General features: G+C 57.9%; 10 protein-coding genes. 5 read left to right on the top strand and 5 right to left on the bottom strand.

The features are described from left to right. Nucleotides 1–159: 159 nt before the first annotated feature. Both GSR16_RS09425 and GSR16_RS09420 read left to right on the top strand, forming a co-directional pair. Entirely contained in the window at nt 160–2,205 is a 2,046-nt protein-coding gene (locus GSR16_RS09425) for a methyl-accepting chemotaxis protein (protein ID WP_159876770.1), read from the top strand. A gap of 232 nt (nt 2,206–2,437) precedes the next feature. Continuing rightward, nucleotides 2,438–4,516: a putative bifunctional diguanylate cyclase/phosphodiesterase gene (locus GSR16_RS09420; protein ID WP_159876768.1), complete on the top strand. Its 2,079-nt coding sequence runs from the start codon at nt 2,438–2,440 to the stop codon at nt 4,514–4,516. On the opposite strand, the gene gloA2 is transcribed toward GSR16_RS09420, so the two are convergent. The 4 genes from gloA2 to GSR16_RS09400 form a co-directional block, all read right to left on the bottom strand. Next, entirely contained in the window at nt 4,505–4,915 is a 411-nt protein-coding gene (gene gloA2 / locus GSR16_RS09415) for an SMU1112c/YaeR family gloxylase I-like metalloprotein (RefSeq protein WP_159876766.1), read from the bottom strand. The two genes, GSR16_RS09420 and gloA2, sit on opposite strands and share 12 nt — an antisense overlap. A 251-nt stretch (nt 4,916–5,166) precedes the next feature. Continuing rightward, the gene (locus GSR16_RS09410; RefSeq protein ID WP_159876764.1) at nt 5,167–6,483 is read right to left on the bottom strand and encodes an MFS transporter; all 1,317 of its coding nucleotides are present in this window, start codon (nt 6,481–6,483) and stop codon (nt 5,167–5,169) included. A gap of 87 nt (nt 6,484–6,570) precedes the next feature. Continuing rightward, nucleotides 6,571–6,753 carry a cbb3-type cytochrome oxidase assembly protein CcoS gene (gene ccoS, locus GSR16_RS09405; RefSeq protein ID WP_159876762.1) on the bottom strand — a complete coding sequence of 61 codons (183 nt, stop codon included), beginning with the start codon at nt 6,751–6,753 and terminating at the stop codon, nt 6,571–6,573. Next, nucleotides 6,753–9,188, bottom strand: a complete 2,436-nt coding sequence (locus GSR16_RS09400) for a heavy metal translocating P-type ATPase (RefSeq protein WP_159876760.1) — start codon at nt 9,186–9,188, stop codon at nt 6,753–6,755. The genes ccoS and GSR16_RS09400 overlap by 1 nt, the downstream gene beginning before the upstream one ends. A gap of 108 nt (nt 9,189–9,296) precedes the next feature. Between GSR16_RS09400 and GSR16_RS09395 the strand changes: the two genes are divergently transcribed. Beyond that, nucleotides 9,297–10,283, top strand: a complete 987-nt coding sequence (locus GSR16_RS09395) for an NAD(P)H-quinone oxidoreductase (protein WP_159876758.1) — start codon at nt 9,297–9,299, stop codon at nt 10,281–10,283. 178 nt (nt 10,284–10,461) lie between these two features. Here the strand turns inward: GSR16_RS09395 and GSR16_RS09390 are convergent, their stop codons facing one another. After that, nucleotides 10,462–11,349, bottom strand: coding sequence for a hypothetical protein (locus GSR16_RS09390; protein WP_159876756.1), 888 nt, complete (start codon nt 11,347–11,349; stop codon nt 10,462–10,464). A gap of 151 nt (nt 11,350–11,500) precedes the next feature. Here GSR16_RS09390 and typA point away from each other — a divergent pair, with 151 nt between their 5' ends. Both typA and GSR16_RS09380 read left to right on the top strand, forming a co-directional pair. Beyond that, nucleotides 11,501–13,315 carry a translational GTPase TypA gene (gene typA, locus GSR16_RS09385; protein WP_159876754.1) on the top strand — a complete coding sequence of 605 codons (1,815 nt, stop codon included), beginning with the start codon at nt 11,501–11,503 and terminating at the stop codon, nt 13,313–13,315. 446 nt (nt 13,316–13,761) lie between these two features. Continuing rightward, complete coding sequence (locus GSR16_RS09380) at nt 13,762–15,339, top strand: ABC transporter substrate-binding protein (RefSeq protein ID WP_159876752.1); 1,578 nt, start codon at nt 13,762–13,764, stop codon at nt 15,337–15,339. Nucleotides 15,340–15,773: the final 434 nt, after the last annotated feature.

Below are 15,773 nucleotides of genomic sequence, written 5' to 3'. Positions count from 1 at the left end.
TCGTGTTTTTGTGACGTAATTTTATATTGATTTTGATCAATAGCTGTCCGGTTTTGCCACTGAAATGAGGCGAAACCATATTATGATGCGCCGGAAAAATAGACCAATGTACTAGGCGGCAGACCCTGACTGCCCACTCATACCCACCGGCCATCCAATATGTCAAAACCATCTACCACACTGCGCGGTTCACTTAGCATTGCCACCAAGTTAAATCTGGTTCTTTCCATTTTGTTGACTGTCGTTCTCGGCATTGCCGCCACCTGGCTTACGCATTGGCAGGGCGAGCGCATGCAGATTCAGATGCAGCAGGAAATGCAGCAGGCCAACCGGCAGGTCATCGACATGATGGACGCCTATGCTGCTCAGCTGGAGCGCTCTGCCGTGCTGGCAGAAGCCGCCCTGCGTGCCGGCTTGCCCGGTGCCGTGTCCGTTTTGCCGGAACGTGGCGAAACTGCTGGCAAATCCTTGCCCCTGCTACGCATTGGCGATCGGACAATCAACAACAGTCAGGTGGAAGTGGATCGATTTACCCGCAGCACCGGCTCGCTGGCGACCGTCTTCATCAAGGATGGTAGTGAATGGGTACGCATTGCCACCTCAGTCAAAAAGGAAGATGGCAGCCGCGCGGTGGGTTCACCGCTGAGCCATGACTCGCCAGCCTATGCCAGCCTGAATGCTGGCCGTGCCTATACCGGCCCGGCCCAGTTGTTCGGACGAGATTTCATGACGCTGTACACCCCGCTGAGCAATGAGTCCGGTCAGGTAGTGGCCGCCCTGTTTGTGGGTGAGGAATTCACCGCCAGCCTGGCGGCCCTGCGTCAGAAAATCATGGCTGTGCGCTTTGGCGAGTCCGGTTATGTCTATGCCTTCGATGCCCGCAGCGAGCCGGGCCGCATGATGATTCACCCGCACTCGCAGGGCAAGAATCTGCTGGATTTCAAGGACAGGGACGGCATTGCCATCAACCGGGTGATGCTCGAGCAAAAGCACGGCTTGCTGCATTACCACTGGGCCAGGCCGGACAGCAGTGAAGCTGTGCGCCCCAAAATTGCGGTGTTTGATACTTTTGAACGCTGGGGCTGGATTGTGGCTGCCAGCAGTTATGAGGATGAGTTTGCTGCCCAGTTGATGGCCATGCGCATTCGCCTGGCCGTTGGCACGCTGATCATTATTGCGCTGTTATTTGGCACCACTTTCTGGGCCAGTCGCACCTGGGTTGCCCGCCCGTTGGCACAGGCCGTTGAGGCAATCCGTCGCGTGGCCAGTGGTGACTTGACGGTACATTTTGCGGCCGGAAGCCAGGATGAAGTAGGGAAGCTGTTGCAAGCAGCAGATGAAATGAGTAACCAGCTGCGCAGCATGATAGGCGATGTGGAGCGCAGTCTGGTTTCCCTGTCCTCCCAAGCGAAATCGCTGGTGAGTATATCGGAAGATGTTTCCGCAGCATCAGGCGATCAGAATGCTGCAGCCAGTGCCATGGCTGCCTGCGTAGAGGAAATGAGCAGTAGCATCAATCAGGTTGCCCGCCATGCCGAACTGGCCAGGCAGATGGCGGCGGACGCCAGCACCCGTTCGGAAAGCGGTGCGCAGGTTGTCGGACAGGCCACGGATACCATGGGGCAGATTGCTGTTGCCGTCAGGCAAGCAGGGCAAACCGTGCGCCAGCTGGACGGGCTGTCGGAGCGGATTGCCGAAGTGGTTACCGTGATTCGTGACATTGCCGACCAAACCAACCTCTTGGCCTTGAATGCAGCTATCGAGGCTGCTCGTGCTGGCGAAGCCGGCCGCGGTTTCGCCGTGGTTGCTGATGAAGTGCGCAAGCTGGCGGAGCGAACCACCCAGTCCACGCTGCAGATTACCGATACCGTCAGCAAGATTCAGCAAGGTGCCCGCCTGGCCGTCGAACACATGGAAAACGGTGTGCAGCAGGTGGATAGCGGAGTAAGCAGCGCAAGTGATGCCGCCAGCAGCTTGCAGCTTATCCGTGATGGTGCCGGCCAGGTTGGTCATGCGGTCAGTGGAATTTCCGATGCCTTGAGCGAACAGGATTCCGCCAGCCGGGACATCGCACTGAATGTAGAGAAAATCGCCCAGCAGGCCGATGGCAATCATGGCAAAGCCAGGGCAGCAGCCAAGTCCGCCACAGCCCTGGCCGGCTTGGCCGATGCGCTGCGCGCCAGTATCAGTCGCTTCAAGGTGTAAAAACAGCAGCGCGGCAAGCCAGCACTTTCCGTACTATGCAAGGCCCGGTATGTCCGGGCCTTGCTGCCTGCGTTGATGGTAATGATCACGCCTGCTTGCGGCCATTGGGCCATGCGGCAGCAGCGGTGGCCACTTGCTGCGCGCAGCACAATATTGTCGGCTGATGTATCCTGCGCACTATAAATGATAAAGCGCAGTATCTGACTGCAGCGCCGGAACCCCAGCCGACACCATGAATGATAGTGACAACATCCTCGATGGATTACTGCACGAAGCTGCGCCACTGCTACGTGGGCTGTGCAGCAATGCCCTGATCGGCGTGTACGTGATTCAGGACGATCAGTTCGTCTTCGTCAACTCAAGGCTGGCAAATCTCTTCGGCTATACCCAGCTGGAGCTGTGCAGTGGCATGGGGCCACAGCAGCTGACGGCACCGGATGATCGCTTTGTGGTCCGCGAGGAAATTGACCGCAGGTTATCTGGCGTCAGTCAAAGCAGCCATTATGCATTCCGTGGCATCCGCAAGGATGGCACGCAGCTGGATGCTGAGGTGTTTGGCGTCAGCACCAGCTTTGGCGGCAGAGCTGCCATTATCGGCATGCTGCTGGATGTTTCCGAGCGCAACGCAGCCGAACGAGCCGTCAAGGATCAGCTCCAGTTCATTACCCGGCTGATCGATACCATTCCCAATCCGGTGTTCTACAAGGACGAGGCTGGCCGCTACATCGGCTGCAATATCGCTTTCGAGCAGTTTATCGGCAAGCAGCGTGAGCAGTTGGTGGGGTTGTCCGTGTTCGACATGTCGCCACCGGACCTGGCGGAGCGCTACCATGCCGCCGATCAGAAACTGTTTGATGTAGGCGGCACCCAGGTATACGAGGCCCAGGTGGAGTATGCCGATGGTGTGCGACGCGATGTCATGTTCTACAAGGCCACTTTTGACAAGGCTGATGGCAGCCTGGGCGGGCTGGTAGGCCTGATTCTGGATATCAGCGAACGCAAGCGGATGGAGCAGGCCATCTGGCGAGAGGCTAATTACGACGCACTGACCGGGTTGCCCAATCTGCGCCTGCTGCGCGACCGTCTGGCCGAGGAACTGGAGCGCGCCCGACGCAAGGGCGGGGTGCTGGCGCTGCTGTTCATCGACCTGGACCGTTTCAAGGAGGTGAATGACACGCTGGGCCACCATGTGGGTGACCAGTTGCTGATCCAGGCGGCTGAGCGCATCAATGCGGTGGTACGTAGCAGTGATACGGTATCCCGCCAGGGCGGTGACGAATTTGTGGTCATTTTGCCCGACATCAGCGACGTGCAGTCGGCCGGCATGGTCGCCGGCAAGATCATCCGCCTGCTTGGCCTGCCTTTTTTGCTGGGCAGCAATCAGGTGTATGTGTCGGCCAGCATCGGCATTGCGCTGTACCCGGACGACAGCACGCAGCAGGAAACCTTGGTCAGCTTTGCCGATCAGGCCATGTATGCGGCCAAGGCGGGCGGACGCAACTGTTTCAGCTACTTTACCCCCTCGCTGCAGGAAGAGGCCCAGCGCCGGCAGGGTGTGGCCAACCGTTTGCGGCAGGGGCTGGCCGGCAATCAGTTCGAGGCGTGGTTCCAGCCCATTGTCGAGGTTGCAAGTGGGCGCATCATCAAGGCGGAAGCCCTGCTGCGCTGGCAACACCCGGAACTCGGCATCATCATGCCGGGTGATTTCATTGCCGTGGCTGAAGAAATCGGCATCATCGGTGATATCGGCAACCTGGTGTTCCAGCAGACGCTGGACATGCTGGAGCAATGGCCAGAAGGGCAGGCCAGCGTCAATATCTCTCCCCGGCAGTTCATCAGCGGTGATTGTCGCCACTGGCCGCAGGAACTACAGGAGCGCAAGCTGCCTGCGTCCTGTCTTGCCGTGGAAATCACCGAAGGCATGCTGCTGGACGAGCGTCCGCTGGTAGTCAACACCCTGCTGGGCTTTCATCAGGCGGGGGTGGAAGTCAGCATCGATGACTTTGGCACCGGCTACTCCGCCATGTCCTATCTGAAGAAATTCAATATCGACTACCTGAAAATAGACCGCAGCTTTGTTCAGGGTCTGGCCAGCGACAATACCGACCGCGCCATTGCCGAGGCCATCATCGCCATGGCCCACAAGCTGGGCATGCGGGTGATTGCCGAAGGTGTGGAGACGGAAGCGCAGCTAGGTTTGCTGCGCGAGGCCGGTTGCGATTACGTGCAAGGTTACCTGCTGGCCCGTCCCATGCCCCGTCAGGCGTTTCTTGCCTTCTTGCAACAGTATCCGGCCAATTCAGGACGCTGATTCGTAAAACTCGATTGGTAACTGATCCGGATCCTGGCAGAAGAAAAAGCGCTGGCCGGTCAAGTCATCCAGCCTGACTTCCTCGCAGGCGACATCCTCGCTCAGCAGCGCCGCGCGCAAAGACTCAAGACTATCACTAGCCAGTGCCAGATGGCGCAAACCGCATGCCTCCGGCCGACTTGGCCGAGATGGCGGGGTCGGAAAGCTGAACAGCTCCAGTTGGCAGCCATCCGGCAGCGCCAGGTTAAGCTTCCACCACGATGCACGCTCGGCACGCCATGTTTCACTGACAATCGGCAAGCCCAGAATGCGGTGATAGAAATCGCGCGCACGCGGGTAATCGGCGGTGATGATAGCAATATGGTGAATGCCGCGAATGGCAATTTGGGGTGGCTGCATTGCGATAGTCAATTTATATCAAAGATAAAATATCAATCAATTGGACGCATAGGGTGGCCGGCGCGACAATGGCGGCACTGACTGACACTCAGTACCTCGGAGGCAGATGCGGTAACGGTTTGCTTCCACCGTTGGCATGGCACAGCACTTGCAGCGCCTTGCTGGCGACCCTCCCGCTTTCGGCGGTTTCGGGCCTTGACACCGCCGGATGCTCTTGGGGCTGGTGCCACTTTGGTGGCGCCAGCCTTTTTTTACGCCTGCTTGTCCAGCGTGGCCTTTAGCCAGCTGCTGCGCTGCTGCCAGATGATGGGGGCCTGCCACAGCAGGTGCAGGGTGGCCAGAATGTTCAGCAGGGCGGTTCCCAGTAATAGATAGGCAATGCTGCCAAACTGCTGGAGCGCCACCACGCTGGCCAGAGCCGCCGCCACCATGTAAAAACCATTGATGATGTTGTTGGCGGCAATGGCTTGCGAGCGGAAGTCATCCGGGCTGGAAACCTGCAGCCAGGTATACAGCGGCACGGTAAAGAAACCACCAAAAAAGCCCAGCAGGGCCACGTCCAGCATGTGACGCCAGCTGGCTGCCCGTGCAAGAAACTCACTCAGCGACAACAGCGGTCCCTGGTAGTGCTGCATTGCACCCAGGGCCAGATCACCACCAGACAGCGTCATGCCGACACTGCCCAGCAATACCAGACCCAGTTGCAGTCGACCGTGGGACAGCTTGGCGCAGATGACAGACCCCAGGCCGATGCCAATGGAGAACAACGCCAGCATCACGGTATAGACTTGGGCATCCCCGCCCAGATGCAAGCGGGTAAAGGTGGGCAACTGGGTGGTATACACCGCACCCATCAGCCAGAACCAGGAAATCCCCAGAATGGCACTGCGTACATCGCGAATGCGCCAGGCTTCGCCAACCAGTCTTATCGAATCACCAACAAAATTGAAGGACAGCTTGAGGTGTGGCGCACCGGGTGGTGCCGGCGGCATGCCGCGGCTGAACCGCCAGCCGGCAACCGCCGTAGCCAGTAATAGCATAACAATCAGCCAGGGGCCGCCCTGGGTCATCAGGCTGCCGATGATCTGGCCAATCAGGATGGCCAGAAAGGTTCCCATTTCAATCATCCCGTTACCGCCCACCAGCTCATGTTCCTTCAGGTATTGCGGTAGCACCGCATACTTGAGCGGGCCGAAGAAGGCCGAGTGGCACCCCATCAGGAACAGGGCTGCCATCAACAAGCCGGCAGCGTGCAGGGCAAAGCCAACCCCAGCCAGCAGCATGATGGCAATTTCGGCCAACTTTACCCCACGGGCGATGACGGCCTTGTCGAAGCGTTCGGACAGCTTGCCGGCAGTGGCGGAAAACAGGAAAAAGGGCAGGATGAACACGCCGGCCGCCATATTGACCAGCAACTCCGGCGACATGCCGTTCAGGGTAAGGCCGTGATAGCTGATCAGCACCACAATGGCGGTTTTCAGCAGATTGTCATTAAAGGCACCAAGAAACTGCGTGCCGAACAAGGGCAAAAAGCGGCGCGAGCCAAAGAAACTGAAGTCTGTTTTCACGGTAAGTCAGCACTGGGTGGGGGAAGGGCATGCTAGCCTATTCGCCCAAGCCTGTCAGCCAGGACCCGTCACCGTGTGGCGGCAGGCTCAGTGCTCGTCGCTGGCTTTTGCAGCTTTGTCTTCCGCCGGACGGTCGTCGTCCATCAGAATGCGGTGCGCCGGGCCTTCCATATCGTCGAACTGGCCGGAGCGGGTGGCCCACCAGAACACCACGGCGATGACAAAGGCCAGCACGATGCTGAGCGGAATGAGCAGGTAAAGACTTTCCATCAGGATTTCCGTTTGACGAGTCGCAGGGCATTGCTCACCACGATGAGCGAACTGGCAGCCATGCCAAGACTGGCCAGCCAGGGGGTCAGGTGACCGCTGATGGCCAGGGGCAGGGCCAGCAGATTATACCCGGCGGCCCACCACAAATTCTGCCTGATTATGCCCAGTGCCTTTTTTGAAAGCGCAAGCGCCTGCGGAATCAGCGCAAGCTGATCACCCATCAGCACCATGTCACCACTGGCGCGCGCCACATCGGTGCCGCCACCCATGGCAAGCGAGACATCGGCCCGCGCCAGCACCGGCGCATCATTGATGCCGTCACCCACCATCAAGACCCGCTTGCCTTCTTGTTGCAGTTGGCCAACAAAAGCCAGCTTGTCTTCTGGAGTGGCGCGGGCGTGCCAATCGGCAATGCCCAGGCTGTCGGCCAGGCTTTGTACCGCACTGGCACCGTCACCACTAAGCAGATGCACGTTAATGCCGCGCTGCTGCAGCTGCTGAACCATGTCCGCAGCATCGGCCCGCACGGTGTCGCCAATGGCGAAGGCGGCTTGCGCTGCCTGGCGATTGGCCAGTACGACCAATGTGCAGTCTGCATGCCAGTTTGCAGGCAGCGTCATTGGTACTGTCAGCCATTGATTGATGAACTCCGGCGAGCCTAGCCGCCATGTCTCGCCATCGACTTCGCCTTGCACCCCTTTGCCGGCAATGCTGTCCAGCCGGGTGCTTGCCGGGCAGGGCAGCGCTGCCGCAGCCAGGCGAATGGCCTGTGCAAGCGGATGTTCGGATGCCTGCTCCAGCGCCGCAGCAATGGCCAGGGACTGTGCTTCAGTCAGCTGCCCCAGCTGCATCTGTTCGCGCAGACGCATGTCGCCGTGCGTCAATGTGCCGGTTTTGTCGAATACAACATCACCAACCCGTGCCAGGGTTTCCAGTGCGTGGCCACGGGTGGTGAGCAAGCCCAGTCCGGCCAGATGGCCGGTGGCAGCGGTCAGCGCAGCCGGGGTGGCCAGCGACAGCGCGCAAGGGCAGGACACCACCAGTACCGCCACCATGATCCACAGCGCCCGGGCCGGGTCAATGAAGTGCCAGGCAATATAGCTGCCGGCAGCGGCCAGCAGCAGCAGGGCGACAAACCAGCTGGCAAAGCGGTCGGCGGCCACTGCAAGACGCGGCTTTTCAGCCAGGGCCTTGTCCAGCAGGCGCACAATACCGGCCAGCCGGGTTTGCTGCCCGGTCTGGCTGATCTGTATGTAGAGTGGGCTGCTGGTATTTACGCTGCCGGCAATCACCGTGTCGCCGGTGGTTTTGCCTATGGGTCGGCTTTCGCCACTGATCAGTGCTTCATTGGCGGCGCTGTTGCCATCCAGCACCACGCCGTCACCGGGAATGGTTTCGCCCGGCTTCACCAAAATGACATCGCCGGGATTGAGCATGGTGACGGTGGCTTCCTCGGTTGCACGGCTGTCTGGCCAATTGGCAGCACGGTGGGCAAAGGCGGGAATCAGCTTGACCAGGCTTTCCGTGGCTTCGCCAGCCTTGCGTCGGGCAATGCCTTCCAGGTAGCGACCGCCCAGCAGCAGGAAGACAAACATCGACACCGAGTCAAAATACACACCATGCGGAATCTTGTTGATCAGCGCCCACAGGCTGGCAAAAAAAGCAGTGAAAATGCCGATGGTTACCGGCGTATCCATGCCCACGCGACCGGTTTTCAGGTCGCGCCAGGTGTTCTGATAAAAGGGAACGGCGGAATACAGCATCACCGGCAGGGTGAGAATCAGGCTGGCCCAATGCAGCAGCCACAGGAAATCCGGGTCGATATCCCCATCCGGCGCCAGATACACCGGCACCGCATACATCATTACCTGCATCATCGACAGGCCGGCTGCCCATAGTCGGCTGATGGCCTGCTTGCGCTGCTTTTGTGCCAGTGCCTCCTGCCGCTCGGCATCATATGGATGGGCGCGGTAACCAATGGCCGAAACGGCTTCCAGAATCTGCGACAGTTTGATACGGGTGTTGTCCCAGCAAACCCGGGCGCGGTGGCTGGTATAGTTGATGTCCACGCTCAGCACGCCCGGCAACTGACGGATATGCTGCTCGTTAAGCCAGACGCAGGCCGCGCAGGTAATGCCTTCCAGGATCAGCGCCGCCTCGCGACTGTTTTCCTCGCGCTGATGTACAAAGCTTTTTTGCAGTTCTTCCGAGTCATACAGTCTGATCTGCTGCAAAATATCGGTCGGCAGTGCCTCAGCCTGTCGCGCACCCTGGGTGCGGTGGGCGTAGTACTCGGACAGGCCGGAATCGATGATGGTCTGGGCTACCGCTTGGCAGCCTGCGCAGCAGGTAGCCTCGGTCTTGTCACGGTAACGCACCGGAAAGTCGACGGTTTCAGAAACGGGCAGGCCGCAGTGGAAGCAGTTATCAGTCATGGCGCGCCATTGTAAACAATACTCGACTGCATTGCTTGATCTGGCTCAGTTTCATGCAGTGCAAATTCCGTCGCCAAGCAGGCGGCGCAAGGAAAGGCAGGCAATATCATGCAGGCAATCTTGCAGGATGCACCGGGTGGTGCGAATACGCTTTATGTTGGCGAAGCGGCCATGCCGCAACGACAGGCGGGTCAGTTACTGGTGCAGGTGATGGCGGCTGGCGTCAATCGGGCGGATATCGTTCAGCGCGACGGGCATTACCCACCGCCACCGGGAGCCAGTTCCATTTTGGGGCTGGAAATTGCCGGCATGGTTGTGGAGGCTGATGCGGATAGCCGTTTCCAGTGCGGCGATGCGGTATTTGGCCTGGTTGCCGGCGGTGCCTATGCCGAATTCGCGGTACTGGATGAAGTGCTGGCCATTGCCAAGCCGGATGGCCTGTCCTGGGTGGAAGCGGCAAGCCTGCCGGAAGCCTGGATGACGGCCTGGCTGAACCTGGTGCAGGCAGGGCAGGTCAAGGTCGGGGATAATGTGCTGATTCATGCCGGAGCCAGTGGGGTGGGGGCCTGCGCCATCCAGCTGGCCAGGCTGCTGGATGCGCACCCGTTTGCCAGTGCGGGCAGCCCGGCCAAGCTGCAATTCTGCCGCGAAATGGGGGCGGAGCAAGTGTTCAATTACAAGGAAACTCCCGCCTTTGCGCGCCTGGTGAAGGAATGGGGTGGGGTGGACATGATCCTTGACCCGGTCGGGGCTGCTTATCTGGCAGAGAACCTGGCATGTCTGAAGCAGGATGGGCGTCTGGTGAATATCGGCATCATGGGGGGCGGCAAGGCCGAGCTCAACCTGGGGCTGGTACTGATGAAGCGCTTGTCAATTATCGGTTCCACCTTGCGCTCCCAGCCGCTGAGTGTCAAAGCACCACTGGCACAAGCATTGGTCCATACCATTCTGCCGGCCATTCTGGATGGCTCATTGAAAACCACGGTGGATAGCTGCTTCCCCTGGCAACAGGCGGCAGATGCCCATGCGCATATGGAAGCCAATGCCAATCTGGGCAAGGTGGTGCTGACTTTCTTTCCTGTCATGACGGCGTAATCTGCCTGCCATAAGGTGTGCGGGTGGGAGGTGTTGCACCTCTGACTGGTATGGATGGGATTCGGGACGATGCGGCTATCGTCCCTTTTTTTTACCCTGCGGATTTTTACCCGCCAGATAGGGGTATGAAAAAGCCCGCCGGTGACGGGCGGGCTTTTTCTGTCATCTGCCGGCTTGCTTATTCGGCGACAGGCTTGCTTTGCAGTGGAGACAAGGCTTCTATCAAGGCAACTTCCTGAGCGTAGGACAATGCTTTCATCTTGTGCAGCAAAGCCTCGCCATCCAGCTTGAAGTGTTGATCCAGCTCTTCGTCAATCATGCAGGTTTCCACCGCCAGCCATACGCCACGGCAGGATGCTGCCTCTTCAAAGCGCACGTTTTGCAGGACGTGAGCGATCAGCTGTAATTCGGCGTCAGAAAACTGACGTGACAAAATGGCTTGCTCTCGGCGCACGATTTCGGCGTAACGATCGCAGATCTGTTGAACCCGTGCTTCATCACCATAATGATGTGCCTCCACTTCGCCAGTCAGCGAAGTGTGATCAAACCAGGCATCGATCAGCGGCCGCAGTTGCGGTAAGTCTTCCTGCCAGACGCGATGCAGTTCATCGCGAAAATGGGCGTTATCGGTAAAGGACAGCTCGTCAAACGGCATGGCGGGCATCACCTGCTCGTCCAGCGTGCGATTACCTACCCAGATGCGGCCTTCCTCGTCACGACTGACTGCGTCGCGCCATACCGACTGTTCTTCGGTAGCGAGATTATCGACATGAATTTCCACATAGGGCAGGGCCGGCTCTTGCAAGCCCTCGTCCTCGGTCACCAGGCGCAGGGTGATGTCGAACATGCCGTGCTTGAACACTTCCAGCAGCTGCAAGCCCTCGTCGTGACCTACCAGGATGAATTTGTCTGCGGTCTCGTAGACTGCCACGTCAGTGGGATGCTGCGCAGGCTTCATCAGCTTGGCCGATAGCTCGCCAGCCAGCAGATTTGTGTCATTGTGATGCACGGCAAAGCCGGTGCGATAGCCTTCATGCTCATGCCACAGGGCGTCCCAGTCATACATGGTCGACTCCTTGATAATCAGTGTTTGCGTGGATTTTGGCGCGCAGTGTAACCAAATCATCATGCCTTGTCGCGATAATGCTTTGGGTTAAGGCTGTGCAACGTGATAGAATCGTACGATTTTTCCGCTTCAACCGACCGAATTCCGAAACATGACACGACAGATTCGTAATATTGCCATTATCGCCCACGTGGACCATGGCAAAACCACCCTCGTTGACCAGTTGCTGCGCCAGTCCGGCACCTTCCGCGAGAACCAGCAGGTAGATGAACGCGTAATGGACAGCAACGATCTTGAAAAAGAGCGTGGCATTACCATTCTGGCCAAGAACACCGCCATCGAATACGAAGGCGTGCACATCAATATCGTGGACACACCGGGACACGCCGACTTCGGCGGTGAAGTGGAGCGCGTACTGGGCATGGTAGACGGCGTACTGCTGCTGGTGGATGCCGTTGAAGGCCCGATGCCGCAAACCCGTTTCGTGACCAAGAAAGCCCTGGCCCTTGGCCTGCGTCCTATCGTGGTGATCAACAAGGTTGACCGTCCGGGCGCACGTCCGGACTGGGTGGTAGACCAAACTTTCGACCTGTTCGACAAGCTGGGTGCCACCGACGAGCAACTGGACTTCCCCATCATTTACGCTTCTGGCCTGAACGGCTTTGCCAAGCTGGAGCTGGATCAGGAATCCGATAATATGCGTCCGCTGTTCGAAACCGTGCTCAAGCACGTTCCGACCCCGCCGGGCGATTCCGATGCTCCGCTGCAGCTGCAAATCTCCGCGCTGGACTATTCCACCTACACTGGCCGCCTGGGCGTTGGCCGTGTACTGAATGGCCGCATCAAGCCGGGTCAGCAAGTTGTGGTGATGAACCACGAAGTACAAGTTGCTGCAGGCCGTATCAACCAGGTGCTGGGTTACCAGGGCCTGGAACGCGTACCGGTTGAAGAAGCCGAAGCTGGCGACATCATCATCATTTCCGGTCTGGACGATATCGGTATCGGCGTCACCATCTGTGACAAGGAACAACCGGTCGGCCTGCCGATGGTAGCTGTGGACGAACCGACCCTGACCATGGACTTCATGGTGAACTCCTCGCCGCTGGCTGGTACCGAAGGCAAGTTTGTGACCTCGCGTCAGATCCGTGATCGCCTGACCAAGGAACTGCTGACCAACGTTGCCCTGCGCGTTGAAGAAACCGAAGACTCCGACGTGTTCCGTGTATCCGGTCGTGGCGAACTGCACCTGACCATCCTGCTGGAAAGCATGCGTCGCGAAGGCTTCGAAATGGCCGTAGCCAAGCCGCGCGTTGTGTACAAGGAAGTGAACGGCGAAAAATGCGAGCCGTACGAAAACCTGTCCATCGACCTGGAAGATGATCACCAGGGCGGCATCATGGAAGAAATCGGTCGTCGCCGTGGCGAACTGACCAATATGGAATCCGACGGTCTGGGTCGCACCCGCCTGGAATACCATATCCCGGCACGTGGCCTGATCGGCTTCCAGTCCGACTTCATGACCATGACCCGTGGTACCGGCCTGATGAGCCACGTGTTTGACGACTACGGCCCGGTTAAGCCGGACATGCCGGGTCGCCACAATGGCGTGCTGGTTTCGCAGGAAAACGGTGAAGCTGTTGCCTACGCACTGTGGAAGCTGGAAGATCGCGGCCGCATGTTCGTCTCCCCGGGCGACAAGCTGTACGAAGGCATGATCATCGGCATTCACAGTCGCGATAACGACCTGGTGGTAAACCCGGTCAAGGGCAAGCAGCTGACCAACGTACGCGCCTCCGGCACTGACGAAGCGGTGCGCCTGACCACGCCGATGAAGATGACTCTGGAATCGGCCGTGGAATTCATCGACGATGACGAACTGGTAGAAATCACGCCCAAGTCCATCCGTATCCGCAAGCGCTACCTGCAAGAGAACGAACGCCGCAAGATGAACAAGCAAGCTTCCTGATCTTTCAGCGGAGTGACAAAAGGCAGCCAATGGCTGCCTTTTTTTTGCTGGCACTGGCTATATGTAAGAAAATATTATGTTGACTGGGGGTTATTTGATAGATATAAATACGAATGCGAGGTTTCCCGCCTCGCATCTATCCCCGCTAAACGTTTGATCCCGGTTCCCGCCGGGATTTTTTTTGCCTGCGAAGAATGTAATCTTGCCGGGTAGTAAATGATTTGCCTTGCAGTTGTCAGCGGCAAAGAAAGATCAGAGGGGTAAATACAGAGAATGGCTGCTGGCTCTACTGGATCGAAACAGGTCACGCCAGCGATATCATTGCTTTTTATCAGACAAATACGTCCACGGCAAGCCGGAGAGTGCAACTTGCCCTATGATCATGTTCTGCCACCCTTGCTGCGCCACCCGGTCTTCTTCATGCAATGCCGTCCGGAGAATAAAAAATGAAACCGCCCCGTCTTTTGCTTGCGGCCATGCTGACCAGCCTGTCGCTGCCGTGCCTTGCCGCACGCCCCTTGGTTTTCTGTGCCGAAACGGCACCGGAGGGCTTTGACCCTGCTTTATGGGACAGCGCCAGTACCTACAACGTCACGCGCCAGATATTTCAGGGCCTGGTCGCCTTCAAACGTGGTGGCAGCGATATTGTGCCGTCCCTCGCCAGCAAGTGGGAGCTATCTCCCGACGGCCTGAGTTACACCTTTCACTTACGCAAGGGTGTCAATTTCCAGACCACTGATTATTTCAAGCCCGGCCGGCAGTTCAATGCCGACGATGTAATATTTACTGTCAGGCGCTGGATTGATCCTGACGCCCCATTCAATCGGGCATTCAAAACCCAGCTGCTGGGGCCTGCCAACTCTGGCCTGTCCCTGTCGGTGCAAGGAATTGAAAAGCTGGATCCCTACACGGTCAGAATCCGCCTGAAAGAACGTAATGCCACTTTTCTGAGCTTTCTGGCAATGGGCTTTGCCGGCATGCAGTCGGCCGAGTATGCAGACCAACTTTTGCAGCAACACCGGTCATCCGACATCAACCAGTTTCCTGTTGGAACCGGACCTTATCAGTTCAAGAGTTATGCCAAGGACTCGGCTGTGCGCTTTGTAGCCAACCCATCGTATTGGGGGCATTCGCAGCAAACGCGCAGCCTGATTTTTGCCATCGTGACTGATCCACAGGTGCGCATCCAGAAGCTCAAAGGCAATGAATGCCAGCTGGCGGCCGCCGTGCGCGAAGCTGATCTGGACGGCCTGCAGGCCGATCCGGCGCTCAAGGTGGTCAGCACCGGGGCCATGAACATTTCCTACCTGGCGTTTAATCTGAAACGGTCGCAACTGGCTAATCGTGATGTCCGCACTGCGCTGGATATTGCCATCGACCGCGACACGCTGTTCAAGGCGATGTTTCCCAAAGGGGGTGCCATCCAGGCCATCAACCCCTTTCCGCCCACGGTGTGGGGCTGGAATAGCCGCAACCGCAACGAATATAATCCGGCCAGGGCGCGTCAGTTGCTGGCAAAGGCCGGCTATCCCAAAGGCTTCGATATCATCTTGTGGGCATTGCCTGTGCAGCGGCCAACCAATCCCAATGGCAAGCTGATGGCGCAGATGATTCAGCAGGACTGGGCAAAAATCGGCGTCAAGGCCAACATACAAAGCTATGAGTGGGGTGAATATCTGCGCCGGGCGGGGCAGGGCGAGCATGATGTCTACATGAGTGGCGTCACCAGTGACTCGGGCGATCCGGATGACTTTCTGTCTACCTCGCTGTCTTGCGCTGTCAGCAAGCAGGGGCAGCGTTTCTGCAATCCCGGCTTTGACCAGTTGCTGCTAAAAGCCCGCCAGACCAGCGATCGCAAGCAGCGGGCCGCCTACTACATGCAGGCCCAGGAAATCTTCAAACGCGAACGGCCGTGGATCACCATTGCACATTCGCGGATTTACATTCCGATGCGCAAGGACGTACAGGGCTTTGTCATGAATCCGAATGGTTCATTTGCCTTCGAGGATGTTTACCTGAAGTAGCCAGCCTGGCGTTGCAATAAAAGAACAAGGCCGCTGCAGCGGCCTTGTGAGTACTCCCCGTTAACATCTGCTTCTTGGCTTTTATTGTATTTCCGGCCTCTTGCATTCCAGGCCAGGTCCCACCCAAAGCCCGGCACACTTGGCCCGACACTTCCCCTGCTTGCTCCCGCCTATAAGCACCTTCCCCGATGCTGTTCTTAACTATGGCGCGCGCTCCTCAACGCTTGTGCGCTTGCCCGGCCGGATCGTGGTAGCCAGTCTGTACTGGCCGACTCACTGCCGTCTGACAATTTCATCTTATCGTCTGGATTCTTCCTGACTAGTGCTAAGACGTAATTTGCACGAAAAAATACTAAGTAAACCTACTTAGTGTGGTGGAAATGTCATTATTGTTAATACTTGTTAATAGATAAATTTATTGTTCGATTAATTGA

The organism is Aquitalea denitrificans (assembly GCF_009856625.1).
GTDB classification, from domain to species: domain Bacteria; phylum Pseudomonadota; class Gammaproteobacteria; order Burkholderiales; family Chromobacteriaceae; genus Aquitalea; species Aquitalea denitrificans.
This window is presented reverse-complemented; position numbering and strand designations above follow the sequence as displayed.

Bases quoted from the DNA above. Each gene is read 5' to 3' on its own strand.
- GSR16_RS09400 (WP_159876760.1), bottom strand. From the start codon at position 9,188: ATGACTGATAACTGCTTCCACTGCGGCCTGCCCGTTTCTGAAACCGTC.
- gloA2 (WP_159876766.1), bottom strand. From the start codon at position 4,915: ATGCAGCCACCCCAAATTGCCATTCGCGGCATTCACCATATTGCTATC.
- GSR16_RS09390 (WP_159876756.1), bottom strand. From the start codon at position 11,349: ATGTATGACTGGGACGCCCTGTGGCATGAGCATGAAGGCTATCGCACC.
- ccoS (WP_159876762.1), bottom strand. From the start codon at position 6,753: ATGGAAAGTCTTTACCTGCTCATTCCGCTCAGCATCGTGCTGGCCTTT.
- typA (WP_159876754.1), top strand. From the start codon at position 11,501: ATGACACGACAGATTCGTAATATTGCCATTATCGCCCACGTGGACCAT.
- GSR16_RS09380 (WP_159876752.1), top strand. From the start codon at position 13,762: ATGAAACCGCCCCGTCTTTTGCTTGCGGCCATGCTGACCAGCCTGTCG.
- GSR16_RS09420 (WP_159876768.1), top strand. From the start codon at position 2,438: ATGAATGATAGTGACAACATCCTCGATGGATTACTGCACGAAGCTGCG.
- GSR16_RS09425 (WP_159876770.1), top strand. From the start codon at position 160: ATGTCAAAACCATCTACCACACTGCGCGGTTCACTTAGCATTGCCACC.
- GSR16_RS09395 (WP_159876758.1), top strand. From the start codon at position 9,297: ATGCAGGCAATCTTGCAGGATGCACCGGGTGGTGCGAATACGCTTTAT.